The sequence below is a fragment of the Belliella aquatica genome, assembly GCF_014637795.1.
GTDB lineage: Bacteria > Bacteroidota > Bacteroidia > Cytophagales > Cyclobacteriaceae > Belliella > Belliella aquatica.
Genome location: NZ_BMFD01000002.1, coordinates 403,373 through 416,725, shown reverse-complemented (window position 1 = coordinate 416,725; position 13,353 = coordinate 403,373). Strand labels below are relative to the sequence as shown.

Sequence of the window (13,353 nt, the reverse complement as noted above, 5' to 3'; positions counted from 1 at the left end):
AATCTACATTTATGCTAAACAATTCAAAGGCTCAAGATCAATAAAACATTTTTATGTTATTTCTTTTGAAGAATCGCCAGCATTTCGTCTACGTGTTTTTTTGATTCAAACATATCTGAAAATACACCTTGTACGAGATGATAACTATCGAGTAGATAAGTTACTCGTTTTGGCATTCTGACCAGTGGAATCAATGCGTCATAAGCTTTGCAAACATCACCTTTTTGGTCACTCAATAGGTCAAAAGGTAAATTAAATTCTTTTTGAAACTTTAAATGTGTCTCGATAGAATCACGACTGATGCCATATACTGGGATATCTAATTCCCGAAAAGCAGCAAATTGATCTCGAAAAACACATGCTTCGGCTGTACAGACTTTGGTATAGTCTTTCGGATAAAAATAAATGATACACGCTTTTCCCGATGCATTTTTGTTCAGTGTGAATTTTTCACCTGAGGTAGAAGGTAAGGTAAAATTGGGAGCTTTTTGTCCTTTCTTAAGTGCCATAAGGGTTATGATTTTTAATTTGTGCTTGTATAGACAACAGCTTCTTGATAACAATGTTTTCAAGAGTTTTATTGAGGAACTATTCTCAAGAGTTTCACCTTTAATCAAAAACTCTACCATTTAATTCCCACTGATTTTGAGTAAGAAAAGTGTTCAGCACATGCTATTGGCAGGTCTTTTGTTTTCACTGATGAATGTCGCAGTGAAAATGATTCCTCATATTCCCGCTATAGAAATTATTCTGTTTAGGTCCGTGATGAGTTTTTTCATGACCTATTTTGCACTCAAAAGAATCAATGTCCCTCTTTTTGGTAATAACAAGAAATTGCTGATCACACGTGGGATTGCTGGGTCTATTGGTTTGATGGCTTTCTTTTATAACCTTCAAACCATACCTCTTGCTAGTGCAGTTACCATAAATTACTTAGCTCCAATCTTCACCACCATCTTAGGGATTTTTATAGTAAAGGAAAAAGTTGCAAAGCGGAAATACCTTTATTTTGGGGTTTCTTTTATAGGTGTAGTGATTATTGAGGGTTTTGATCCTAGAATTACTTCCTTCGATTTGGGTATTGGATTGATTGCATCGCTAGCCATGGGTATTGCTTATAATGTGATTAGAAAACTGAAAAACTCAGAACACCCACTTGTAATCATGTTTTATTTTCCTTTGATAACGACTCCGATCGCAGCTGTCTTGTCTTACTTTTATTGGATTACACCTGTAGGAAAAGATTGGCTAATATTAATCATCGTAGGAGTTTTGACGCAAGCTGCGCAGTATTTCATGACTTTAGCCTACCAAAACGCCAATTTATCAAAAGTAGCCAGCTTAAGTTATGTGACCATCATTTATGCTTTGAGTTTTGGCTTCTTACTATTCGATGAAACGTATAGCCTGATGACTTACATGGGAATGATACTTGTGCTAGCAGGAGTACTCTTGAATGTAACATCCAAAAAGTAACACTTGAAAATGAAAACAGAGTCTAATTTTCTAGAGTTTATCTCTTATTAGAATTATTATCATGACAAGCTTGTTAAAAAATAAATTTAAAAAGTTTGAATTTTCTGATTACAAAAATCTTATTTGATTCGACTTATAAGGAACATTAATCCATTTTATAATGAATAAGACGCTCACAATATTATTAAGCTTAAGTATTCTTGCTTTTATCTCTTGCAAAAGAGTAGATCCCAATGAAAGAAATCTAAATGCAATATGTGAAGCGTTTTCTTACCCTGACACGGTTTTCTATATCAATGATGCATCCAGTAATAAAATCCTTCCACAACAGAATTTGAACGGAATTTTTTCTTCTATTCCCGAAGGTCTTGCGTTAGATTCGTTAACTGGAGAGATTGACATCAATGCCAGTGAGACTGGATTGAAATACAGAGTCTCTTTTACTCCTGCTAATAGTGATCAGAGTTGTGAATTGGATATCGTAATTTCAGGGGTTAATTATTTAGATAAAATTTATGTCTTAGATCAACAAGAACTGATTGCTTTTCCAGTCTTCAACGGAGATTCATCTGGGATATCACCCTGCCCCGAAGACGATGATGATGGCGATGATGATTGTAAATTTGATGAAGATGGTCCAGATGGAACAGATTTGTCAGATATTGGAATTGAGGTTAGTGCCTCGACAGGAGAAATTGATTTAGAGCAAACTGTTTCAAATAATGCTTTTGGTATCAACCCAGCCAATGGTTCTACTTTGGATGTGACTATGTATTACAGATTAAATGACAATAGCTTGAGCGCTTTGAATTCTCTGGATTTAAGGTTGTTTTATTTTGAAACATTGACAGAAGTTCCACAAAGTCTTATAGATGAAGTTGAAGAGAAAAATAACCAACTTTTGGGTCTTAATAATTCAAATTCTTATTTGAATGCCAGGCTTGCACAAGATAATTTGAGGGTAAAACCACGACCTCCCTATTTGATTATTGTTGCCAGATTACAATAAAATAAGTAACATTGTACAAGTTGAATCAACCTCTGTACAATGTTTCTAAGGATCTTTTTTCTTTTTTTATTTCTAGCTATTCAAGCGAATAATCCGACTCAAGAGCAGGCCTTATTAACCAAATATAATCAGGCAATTGCCTACTATGAATCTCCACAACCAACAGCTGAGTCGGATAGCATCGCATTGGATTTTTTAACTCAGATCATGAATGATCCCTTGAATACTTCTCTCTCAAGTGAAGTTATTCTGGATATCTACGAAAAGGTTGGAAATCTTTATTTGATAAATAATGATTTTGAAAAAGCGATATCTGCTTATAGAGAGGGGGTATTTTTTAATTACAAAGAGGAAGTTTTGGATACTTTATTTTTTGCGAGCAATTTGTTTTTAGGGGAATCATATTATCGAGTTTCAAAGGCCGATAGCAGTATTTTCTTCCTAAAAAATGCAGAAAAATTATTAAGTAAAAAGAACTCTAAACTCGAAGCTTCAAGGCTTTATAATTCGCTTGGAGTAATTTATTATGAATCTGGTAATTATATTCAATCAATTAATTATTTTAATCAAGCTAGGGATCTTTCAGTAGGAGATAAATCGTTCTCGGAATTAGATGAATATCTTCAATATGCTGAATACTCTTTTTTGAATAACATCGGTTCTTCCTTGATGGGCTTGAGTCAACTGGATAGTGCTTTGAAAATATATCAAGATATGCTCTCTTTTGGGCTAAACGATGACCGTGCACTTTCTCAAATTTCTGAAGTCTATCTCGAAAAATCAGAACCTGACTCTGCATTCTATTATTTGAATTTAATATCCTCCGAAGAAATTAAAAACTCAATTTCCTTTCAAAATCAATTGGCCGAAGTTTCTTTTTTGAAAAATGACTTTGAGAGCTCTAAAGAAATTTTAAAAGAATTGATAAAAACGAATTCAGGTATTAGAGAGAATAATTTTCAACTAGGAAATACATTTCTACTTCTAGGGAAAATAGCTTTTGAAGAACGCAAATTTGAAGATGCAATTAAATTCTTCCATCAATCGATTATTGAAATTGATGGTGTTTTTGAAAATGGAAATGTGCTTTCAAATCCATTGGAATTCAGTCTTGGGTTTGCTACCTTCCAGTTATTTGAAAGTGTGAGTAGAAAAGCCAATTCGCTCATGGAGCTCTATCTTCAAACCAAAGATGAAAAATATAGAAAGGCCTCAATCGAGACTTTTCAAACTGCTTTTAACATTGCTTTTCAAATCGCAAATTATTATGATAACGATGAAGCCAGAATCTTTCTTGCTGATTATGCACTGAAAGCGTATGAAGATGCAATCAAATACCTTTATAATCTATATCAAATCTCTGGCAATTATGAAGATCTTGTATTGTTGTTTGAATGGGTAGAAAAAAATAAAGCAACATCACTGGACTTAAGTCTTAAAGAAAAAAAAGTAAAGAGAAACCTTGAATTGCCAACTGATTTATTGCAGAAGGAGAGAGATTTACAATTTTCCATTTCAAGACTTCAACAGCAAATCTCTGCCACGAATGACAATAATCTAATTGAACAATATCAAGCTGAACTTCGATCTAGTAGACTTGCACTTTCCAGATTGATCGATCAACTCAATGAAATTCCTGAATACATGCAAGCGAAGCTTGCCGACGAGAGTTTTGATATAAAATCAATTCAAAATAATATTTTAGATAGGAATTCAGCTTTGGTTTCTTTTTTTGAAACTGATGAAGAAATCTATATTTTTCTCCTAGACAACAAAAAATTAACTGTCGATAGAATAGAAAAGAAGGAGGAACTATCAAACAATTTAAAGGAATTCAAGAGAGCTTTAAAAGAGTATCAGCCGGGAGTGCGCTATCAAAAAGGAAACTTGGGAGCAAAATTACATGAACAGCTTTTTTCGCTACCGGATGTTGAATGGAGCAAATACAGCAATTTGATAATTATTCCGCACGGGGTTTTGATGGATTTACCTTTTGCAGCATTAGAAACAGAAAGTGGAAAATTCTTGGTCGAACAGTTCACAATCTCTTACCAATATTCAGTAGAGTTTTTGACTGAAATAAAAAACTTAAAATTTTCAAATGAGAACAAGATCGCATTTGCACCCTTCTCAGCTAATTTTTGGTCTGACGATGATATTTCTCTAAATCAATTACCCCAGTCCCAGATAGAAATTGATGCCATATCCGAAAACAAATTCAGTGATGAATTAGCCACAAAGCAGCAGTTTCTGGAAATTGCCCCAAACTCTGAAATCATTCATTTGGCAACACATGCGCTCTCTGATCCCAATGACCCCAGTCAAGCATTTATAGCTTTTTACCCGGGAGATAATTCAAGTCGGCTTTTTACTCATGAAATCTACAATCTTGACTTAGAAAGTACTTCGCTAGTATTTTTGAGTGCTTGTGAGACTAATGCAGGATTAATCAGTCAAAGTGAGGGTGTTTTGAGTATTTCTCGCGCTTTTTCTTTCGCAGGTTGCCCAAATATTGTCACCACATTATGGAAGGCAGAAGATCTGGCAACAGCATATATTTCAACCAGATTCTATCATCACCTTGACAAGGGAAGTGGATATGCTGATGCATTGCGCTTGGCACAATTGGATCTTTTGAATGACCCTCAAATGAGCCAATTTCATCATCCCTCTTTTTGGAGTCATTTGGTATTTATTGGTAATCATCAACCAAGGAATAATATGAAATCAATTATATGGTATGTGATTGCCATTCTGCTTAGTGCTCTTTTGCTTTTATTTTATCTTAAACAAAAAAAATCCACCCCAAAAGGGATGGATTTAATGTGGGATTAAACAAACTTTTCCAATTAGTTTTTCAATTCTATTTCAATATCTGCAAACTCGTCGATGTTGTTTTTGACTCTGTTGTAGATGCTTGTGTTATTATCTTTATTGATTAAGATAACGCCATCTACAACCTCAGCATTCTCAAAGTCTGCATCTGTAACTCCTCTGAACCAGTTTACTGCACTTATTTCAAAAAGTGCCAAAGGATTGTTTTGTGCATCGACAGTGAAAAACTCTTCGTCATCACTTTCTATTTCCACCTCGAAGTCAATTTCATCGCCGTAGTATTCAAAGACAACTGGCGTTGTAGAACCATCTTCAAAAGCATAAGATCCTTCGATATAGATAGAGGGCTCATTTCTGTAATCTATCAAATCAAGTTCTAACTCAATTTCTTTATACTCACCAGCTTCAATATTGATAAAGAAGTCAGAAGATTCATCAAATTCATCAAATGTTACTTTTCTGATTTCATTAAATTCAATTTCGAATTCTCTAGAGAAGATGCCCATTTCGTTTCTTCCTTCTACTTCAAACTCCAATTCTTTGATTTGAATGAAACCATTTTCGATTGTCAAGTTGCTGTTAGCCACTCTTCCATTTGCTGAACTTGTTCCGCCATTATTTAAAACAAATGCGAAACCTAATCTACCTTCCCCAGTACCTGGAAGCTCATCGTCATTGTTACAAGATGTGAAAGCGAATGCTGCCGCTAAGACAAATGTTGTTAAAATGTGTTTTGTGATTTTCATAATAGTTTTAATTTTAGTTTCATGAATTTGTCGAAACAGATCTTCATGATGTAATCAATTATGTGGTTTTTTTTTTGAAATTTTATTTTACAATAACTGTACTAATTTTTCACCCAGGTCAAAACCTTAAGTTTTAATAAATCAGAATTGGTAAATATCCCATGATAAATGTGATTTTCATCCAAATTTATTTTTTCAAACAATACTAATGCATTATCATATTTTTCTAACTTCAATAGTGAGAGACTTAAATAATACTCTGCTTCGTCGTGAAAATACCTATCACTTAAGTCTTGATTGAGCTGAATCACACGTTCCAAATATTCAATAGCACTTTCAAAATCTCCTAGTTCATATGCAGCTATACCAGCCAAAAATACTTCTGATTGATTTTCGGAGTTTTGAGGAACAGCAGACAGAATACTCGTCCACGCTTTGTTTTTGAAATCATTTTCTAATACGCTCAAAGGGATTTCAGATGAACGCATGGTTGATATTTCGTAAGAAATGTAATTGTCTTCAATAAGTTGAGATGGTAATTTTTGAATCCAAAAGTTTCCAATAAGTATGAAAAGGGAAATAGACGCAGCCACCCCAATCCACCAAGTGGACGGTTTGATTTTGACAACTTGAGTAGCTCTGATTTTGAGATATTCTTTTTGGACTGATTGAATTTGATTTTTCAATCCTCCTAATTCGATGCTTTCTCTAGATATCTTTAATAATTCCAAAAGTTCATTCAACGCTGCATTTTCCTTCAGTTCTTGTAGAAGTAAGTTTTTTTCTTCTTCAGAAAGCTTATTGTCTAAATAGGCATCAAGGCGGGTAATATTTTTATCATCAATCATTTTGGAGCGCATTTTTTACAGATTTAGCCAATATTACATTCCCATTTACTTTTTCAATTAAGGATTTCAAACACTTATATTTCTTGTTTCTCAAAACTTGCTCGCTTGAAAAATCCTCCTTTTCCATAATATCTTTCATTGACAGGTTTTCATAGTAGAATGAAATTAAAATGCTTTTACACTTCTTACCAATTGATTCAAAAAGTGATAATATCAATTTTTGGTTTTCAATTTTCTCTATTTCTACACTAACTCCTTCCACCTCGACATCATTACCCTGCTCAAATATTTCATGTCTATTCTGAGTACTTTTTCTTTTCCTTATTTCTGTGATCCAAAGATTTCGCACGATACTGTAAAGCATGGATTTTACGCCAGCCTCTTTACGGAATCTCCCATCTTGTACCATTTTCACAAAAGCCAAAAACGTGTCTTGAATTACGTCTGCTGCGTCATCCTCGTTTCCACTGTTCTTGAGAATGATGCTTTCCAAGAGTCCATAATACGACGAATACATAAAGCCTAATGCTTTGTTAAGTTGACTTCCGCCGGCCTTAATGTCATCAAGAATCGAATTTTCAGAATAAGTTTTAGATAGCTTCATTCAGTTCTATTTATAAGTCGAAGTAAGTTTCAAAAATGTAATAAGAATTTTCAGAATTTGTTTAAAGCACAATCTTTTTGCCATAATTCCTTTAAAATATACCAAACATAGCATAAAATCATTTTTTCAGGGTTTTTGATCTCAATTTACCTTAAATTTGAACACAAACACAAACCTTATGAAGATTACAAAGGACCTGTATCAGGGCTCACTTGCACTTTTGACAGATTTTTATCAGCTCACCATGGCTTATGCTTACTGGAAATCAGGAAAGTCAGAACAAGAAGCAGTATTTAATCTTTTCTTTCGAAAACACCCTTTTCAAAGCGGTTTTACCATTGCAGCAGGATTAGAATATGTAGTTGATTTTTGCAATAATTTCACCTTCAATGAAGATGATCTCAGCTATCTGGGGAATATGAAAAACTCAGATGGAAGCCCTGTTTTTGTCCCTGATTTTTTGGATTATCTCAAAGAAATGAAATTCAGCTGTGACATAGACGCTGTAGAAGAAGGAACCGTAGTCTTTCCGCATACGCCACTGATTAGGGTTAAAGGGCCTTTGATTCAGTGTCAACTATTGGAGACTGCCTTGCTGAATATCATCAATTTCCAGACTTTGATTGCTACAAAAGCAGCAAGGGTAGTTTTGGCAGCAAAAGGTGATTCTGTTTTAGAGTTTGGCTTGAGAAGAGCTCAAGGAATTGATGGCGCTTTGGCAGCAAGCCGCGCATCCTATATTGGCGGTTGCTCAGCAACTAGCAATGTGATGGCAGGCAAGCTTTTTGGAATTCCTGTTTCAGGAACACATGCCCACAGTTGGATCATGTCATTTGATACAGAATTGGAAGCCTTTAAAGCTTATGCAGATGCTTTTCCTGAGAAATGTATTTTCTTAGTAGATACTTACGATACGGTCAATGGAATTCGAAACGCCATCGAAGTTGGTAAGATCCTGAGAGAAAATGGCAAGGAAATGTTAGGAGTCAGGATCGACTCTGGCGATTTGGCTTATTTTTCTAATATAGCAAGAGAGATGCTCGATGAAGCTGGTTTTCCTGATGCAAAAGTGGTGGCAAGCAACGATTTGGACGAACATATTATTACCTCTTTGAAAATCCAAGAAGCTTCAATAAGTGTCTGGGGAGTAGGGACTAAGTTAGTCACTGCTTACGACCAACCTGCATTGGGTGCGGTATATAAATTAGCAGCAATCAAAAATAAGGAAGGGGTTTGGGAACCAAAGGTCAAAGTTTCTCAACAATCTATTAAAATTAATATCCCTGGAGAACATCAGATCAGCAGATTTTTGCGAAATGGAAGGGCAGTGGCTGATATGATTTTTCTACAAGAGGATGTTGATAATAAATCATCTGTAATGATCATTGACCCTATAGATTCAACAAAGAGGAAAAGATTGAATTTAGGAGATTTAGAAGAGTATAAGCTTTTGAAACCAATTTTTAAAGCAGGGCAGCAAGTTTATGTTTGTCCACCTATAGAAGCTATTAAACAAAATACCAAAGATAATTTACAGTGCTTTGACAAAACACATAAGCGACTGACCAATCCTCATGTCTATCCTGTTGGTTTGGAGGAAAACCTCTATCAATTGCGGACAGACCTTGTTTTCAAAATGAAAAACTATGATCAAGAATAAAAAAATCATCTTTTCAACGCAAGCATACAGCTATCTCAGAGAGCGTGTTTTAAAAGTCGGAGACTTTGACAAGGGTGAAATTGAAGTGAAGCAGTTTCCAGATGGTGAACGTTATCAGCGGATTTTGACGGATGTTTACGAGAGAAATGTCGTATTGATTGGTGGGACTATTTCTGATTCAGATACACTAGAAATCTATGACTTGGCCCATGCATTAATTAAATATGGAGCAAAATCCATCTTTATCATTTTTCCATATTTCGGCTATTCCACCATGGAAAGGGCAGTCAAAAAAGGGGAGGTGGTCACCGCTAAATCCCGTGCTGTGATGTTTTCCTCTCTACCTAGAACAAGTCAGGGAAATCATTTCATGTTTTTTGATTTGCACTCTGAAGGGATTCCACACTATTTCGAAGGTCAGGTTTTGATCAATCACGTGTACTGTAAATCTATTGTAACCAAAGTGGCATTGGAGTTGGCGGCACCTGGATTTGTGATGGCTTGTACGGATGCAGGCCGCGCCAAGTGGGTTGAGTCTTTGGCAAATGATATGGGAGTAAATGCTGCTTTTGTTTTCAAAAGAAGAGTATCTGGAGACAAAACAGAAGTTACCAGCATCTCAGCCGATGTTGAGGGGAAAGATGTAGTCATCTATGATGATATGATCCGAACAGGTGGATCTTTGATCAATGCTGCCAAAGCCTACAAGGAAGCTGGCGCAAATAAAATCTTCACAATCACCACTCACGGTTTGTTTAATAATGATGCTCTAGATAAAATCAAAGCCTCAGGTGTCATCGAAAAGGTAATCACGACAGATACCCATATCAACAGCTATGCCCTAGAATCAGACATGCTGAGAGTAGAGACCATAGCAGATTTGATTGTAGAGGAGTTGAAGTGAGATAGCGTATGACATGATTTGTAGTGATTTTTTATATCAATACATGCTTTTATCTTTTGAATTATAGCGGACAGTAATACCAAAGATTAGTTAGACTTTGAGAGAATCATGATTATCCGCTATGACATCAGATTACAGTTTAACTAGTGGCTAAGTATTCTCAGTATTCCAGAAATGTTTTTGAGATTATTTTAGTTAGATACTAGAAGAAATGGGTTAGGATAGACCAAGAACTTTTTTGAAAAAGCATATCTGAATTGTTGCCGATAATTTGATATTTCATCTATGCAAACCTTTGCACATTACTATTTGATTAGAACCTTTCATATTTGGTGTTTTTCATGTTGTATTGTATAATAAATACAACCCAAAATAATGAAAGTCAAAACCCAGACACTCCTCAATGACTGCTATGGAAAATATGCTTTGGCTGCCATCAATGTTTTTACGATGGAGCAGGTTTTGGCGGTTTTTGAAGCAGCTGAAAAAGCGGAATCTCCTGTGATCATTCAGACGACTCCCGTCGCTAGAGAATATGCTGGTGCGGAAATGATCCTTTCTATGATTGCTACGGCTTCAAGGATGTTTCCAAAGGTAGTTTATTCACTTCATTTAGATCATGGCAACGAGCCACATATAGAAGCAGCTTTAGATTCAGGACAGTACTCTTCCGTGATGATCGATGCTTCACATGATATTTTTTCAACGGATGTAAAAAGGACTTCTGAGGTCGTCAGAAAAGCTCATGCATTAGGTATTCCTGTGGAAGCGGAGTTGGGTGTCCTCAGTGGGATAGAAGATGATATGGAGATAGAAGATTCTCTTGCCAAATATACCAAGCCAGAAGAAGTGTTGGATTTTGTGACCAAGACGAAATGTGACAGCTTGGCTATAGCAGTAGGTACCAGTCACGGAGCTTATAAATTTTCAGGAAACCAAGGGATTCGATTCGATATTTTAGAAAAAATACAATCACTACTACCAAGATTTCCTTTGGTTCTGCATGGAGGTTCATCTGTCAATCAAAATGAAGTACAGAGGATCAACAAATTCGGTGGCAATATCAAAACTGGAAGCAGAGGAGTTTCCGACGAAGAAATAAAACAAGCAATCCAACTAGGGGTGTGCAAAGTGAACATTGCTACAGACCTCAGGGTACTTTGGACTGGTGTTCATAGGGAATTTTTCCACCAAAAGCCTGATTTATTCGATCCCATTATTCCCGGTAAAATTTACAGAAATGAATTGATTGAGACGATTTTAAGAAAATTTGATCTGCTGGGTTCCACAGGAAAAGCAAAGAATTTCAATTGAAACTTAGAATCCAGAAATATTAACAATATACCCAATGAAAAGAGACAAAAAATACCCACTGTTGGCAAAACCCATAGCGACCCAAGGAATCTATCAAAAGATTACCAAGGAAGATGGAAATTGGGAGCTTTTGAACTTTGAAGCCCGATTGATGAAAAAGGCTGAAGTTTGGAAAGGTTTTACAGGGGAAAATGAATACGCGATTGTTCTACTTTCAGGGGATTTCAGTGTAGATTCTGACAAAGGTTCATGGCAGACGAAAAACGGTAGAAAAGATGTTTTTTCTGGAATAGCCCATACACTTTATCTTCCGCGAAATACCAATTTCGAATTGAAAGCTGATTCTGATTTTCTCGACATCGCTTGTGGATGGTGTGAGACTGACAGAGATTTTTCACCTTATTTCAAAACCCCCGAAATGGTTCAAATCGAAATCAGGGGTGGTGATAATGCCACCAGACAGATTAATGATCTCCTAGGTCCAGGAGCGCCATGTCATCGACTCGTAGCGGTAGAAGTGTATACACCCTCGGGCAATTGGAGTTCTTTTCCAGCGCACAAACACGACGAAAGGATCCTTGATAAAGATGGGAACTTATTGGAAGCGAGGTTGGAAGAGACTTATTTCTACAAGATTGACAAGCCCCAAGGCTATGCAATTCAGCAGATTTATACCCAAGATAGAAGTTTGGACGAGATCGCTGTAGCTAGAAATAATGATGTTGTGTTGGTCCCAAAAGGTTACCATCCTGTTGTAGCTGGTCACGGATACAATGTTTATTATCTGAATTTCCTTACAGGCAGTGATCAGTCGCTTGCCAATACACCAGATCCAGACCATACTTGGATCTTTGATTCATGGAAAGGTAAGGATGCTAGAATCCCAATGGTCACTGCTGAAATGAATGGTAAAAATGGATAAGCAAAAAGATGTACTAACGATCGGTCGCTCTTCTATTGACCTTTACAGCCAACAGGTAGGTGCTGATTTTGTAGATATCAAAGGCTTTGATGCTTTTGTTGGTGGTTCTCCCTTGAATATTGCTACCGGATGTTCCAGGTTGGGCTTGAACTGTTCTTTGTTCACTGGGGTGGGAGAGGATAAGGTAGGAGATTTTATTTTGAATTTTCTTGAAAAGGAAAAAATTGACACCAATCACGTGGTGCGGATTCCCGGAGCCAGAAGCAGTGCTGTAGTATTGGGTATTCAGCCACCTGATAGGTTTCCATTGGTCTACTACAGAGATAATTGTGCGGATATTCAAATCACTATCGATCATGCCTTGCAAATAGCTTTTGAAGACTACAGATTGGTTGAAATCTCAGCTACCGCTTTGAGTAAAGAACCGAGTAAGTCAACAGTTTTTTTCTCTGTAGAAAAGGCTTATTCTGAAAATGTTCCTGTGGTTTTGGATATTGACTTCAGGGCAGATCAGTGGCATGATGTGAGAGCATTTGGGCTCAATGTCAGGGCGATTTTGCCAAAAGTGAAAATTGCGATAGGAACCGAAGAGGAGATTTTGGCGGCCATGCTCAAAGACCAAAGCCAGATCACGATCGAGCATCAACAGATTTCTGCACCAAAAATCACCGGGGATGTCAATGAAGCTATTCAATCGATTCTGGAGACAGGGGTAGAGATCCTTTTGGTCAAAAGAGGTGCTCAGGGAGTGACGGTCTATACTTCAAAAGGTGAAATAATAGAAGTTCCTGGATTTCCAGTTGAGCCGCTCAATGTACTTGGAGCAGGGGATGCCTTTGCCTCAGGATTTATCTATGGTTATTTGCAAGGCTGGTCTTTGTACAAAGCATGCAGGATGGGAAATGCCAGTGGAGCTCAAGTAGTGCTGCAATCAGGTTGCGCCAACTTTATGCCTGCTTTGGATGAATCCATGGCCTTTATAAAGTCCCATGGAGGTTTTTGAAAAATAATTCTATCTAACCAACTGAAGAAAAT

The 13,353-nt window shown here is 36.5% G+C and carries 12 protein-coding genes; 8 read left to right on the top strand and 4 right to left on the bottom strand.

What is annotated here, in order from left to right; genetic code table 11:
- Positions 1 to 56 precede the first annotated feature (56 nt).
- The gene (locus tag IEV57_RS04535) at positions 57 to 509 is read right to left on the bottom strand and encodes a peroxiredoxin (RefSeq protein WP_188440103.1); all 453 of its coding nucleotides are present in this window, start codon (positions 507 to 509) and stop codon (positions 57 to 59) included.
- Between the two features lie 160 nt (positions 510 to 669).
- On the opposite strand from IEV57_RS04535, the gene IEV57_RS04530 reads away from it, so the two are divergent.
- The 3 genes from IEV57_RS04530 (at position 670) to IEV57_RS04520 (ending at position 5,320) form a co-directional block, all read left to right on the top strand.
- Positions 670 to 1,476 (top strand): DMT family transporter, encoded by an 807-nt coding sequence (locus IEV57_RS04530; RefSeq protein ID WP_188440206.1) that lies wholly within the window; start codon positions 670 to 672, stop codon positions 1,474 to 1,476.
- A gap of 160 nt (positions 1,477 to 1,636) precedes the next feature.
- Entirely contained in the window at positions 1,637 to 2,485 is an 849-nt protein-coding gene (locus IEV57_RS04525) for a hypothetical protein (RefSeq protein ID WP_188440101.1), read from the top strand.
- Positions 2,486 to 2,524: 39 nt separating this feature from the next.
- Positions 2,525 to 5,320, top strand: coding sequence for a CHAT domain-containing protein (locus IEV57_RS04520; RefSeq protein ID WP_188440099.1), 2,796 nt, complete (start codon positions 2,525 to 2,527; stop codon positions 5,318 to 5,320).
- 14 nt (positions 5,321 to 5,334) lie between these two features.
- Here IEV57_RS04520 and IEV57_RS04515 read toward each other — a convergent pair whose 3' ends face one another.
- The 3 genes from IEV57_RS04515 to IEV57_RS04505 all read right to left on the bottom strand — a co-directional run bounded on the left by IEV57_RS04515 (position 5,335) and on the right by IEV57_RS04505 (position 7,518).
- The gene (locus tag IEV57_RS04515; RefSeq protein ID WP_188440097.1) at positions 5,335 to 6,066 is read right to left on the bottom strand and encodes a hypothetical protein; all 732 of its coding nucleotides are present in this window, start codon (positions 6,064 to 6,066) and stop codon (positions 5,335 to 5,337) included.
- Between the two features lie 101 nt (positions 6,067 to 6,167).
- A complete protein-coding gene (locus IEV57_RS04510; protein ID WP_188440094.1) occupies positions 6,168 to 6,914 on the bottom strand; it encodes a tetratricopeptide repeat protein in 747 nt (248 codons plus the stop codon).
- Positions 6,907 to 7,518: an RNA polymerase sigma factor gene (locus IEV57_RS04505; protein ID WP_188440091.1), complete on the bottom strand. Its 612-nt coding sequence runs from the start codon at positions 7,516 to 7,518 to the stop codon at positions 6,907 to 6,909. Before IEV57_RS04505 ends, IEV57_RS04510 begins: the two co-directional genes overlap by 8 nt.
- Positions 7,519 to 7,696: 178 nt before the next feature.
- Between IEV57_RS04505 and IEV57_RS04500 the strand changes: the two genes are divergently transcribed.
- From IEV57_RS04500 to iolC, 5 genes are all read left to right on the top strand, one after another.
- Positions 7,697 to 9,178, top strand: a complete 1,482-nt coding sequence (locus IEV57_RS04500; protein ID WP_188440089.1) for a nicotinate phosphoribosyltransferase — start codon at positions 7,697 to 7,699, stop codon at positions 9,176 to 9,178.
- Positions 9,165 to 10,082: a ribose-phosphate diphosphokinase gene (gene prs / locus IEV57_RS04495; RefSeq protein WP_188440087.1), complete on the top strand. Its 918-nt coding sequence runs from the start codon at positions 9,165 to 9,167 to the stop codon at positions 10,080 to 10,082. The genes IEV57_RS04500 and prs overlap by 14 nt, the downstream gene beginning before the upstream one ends.
- Positions 10,083 to 10,457: 375 nt before the next feature.
- Positions 10,458 to 11,396 carry a class II fructose-bisphosphate aldolase gene (locus tag IEV57_RS04490; protein WP_188440085.1) on the top strand — a complete coding sequence of 313 codons (939 nt, stop codon included), beginning with the start codon at positions 10,458 to 10,460 and terminating at the stop codon, positions 11,394 to 11,396.
- 34 nt (positions 11,397 to 11,430) lie between these two features.
- Complete coding sequence (iolB, locus tag IEV57_RS04485; protein ID WP_188440083.1) at positions 11,431 to 12,318, top strand: 5-deoxy-glucuronate isomerase; 888 nt, start codon at positions 11,431 to 11,433, stop codon at positions 12,316 to 12,318.
- On the top strand, positions 12,311 to 13,321 hold the full coding sequence (gene iolC / locus IEV57_RS04480; protein WP_188440081.1) for a 5-dehydro-2-deoxygluconokinase: 1,011 nt from the start codon (positions 12,311 to 12,313) through the stop codon (positions 13,319 to 13,321). The genes iolB and iolC overlap by 8 nt, the downstream gene beginning before the upstream one ends.
- The last annotated feature ends 32 nt before the right edge of the window (positions 13,322 to 13,353 follow it).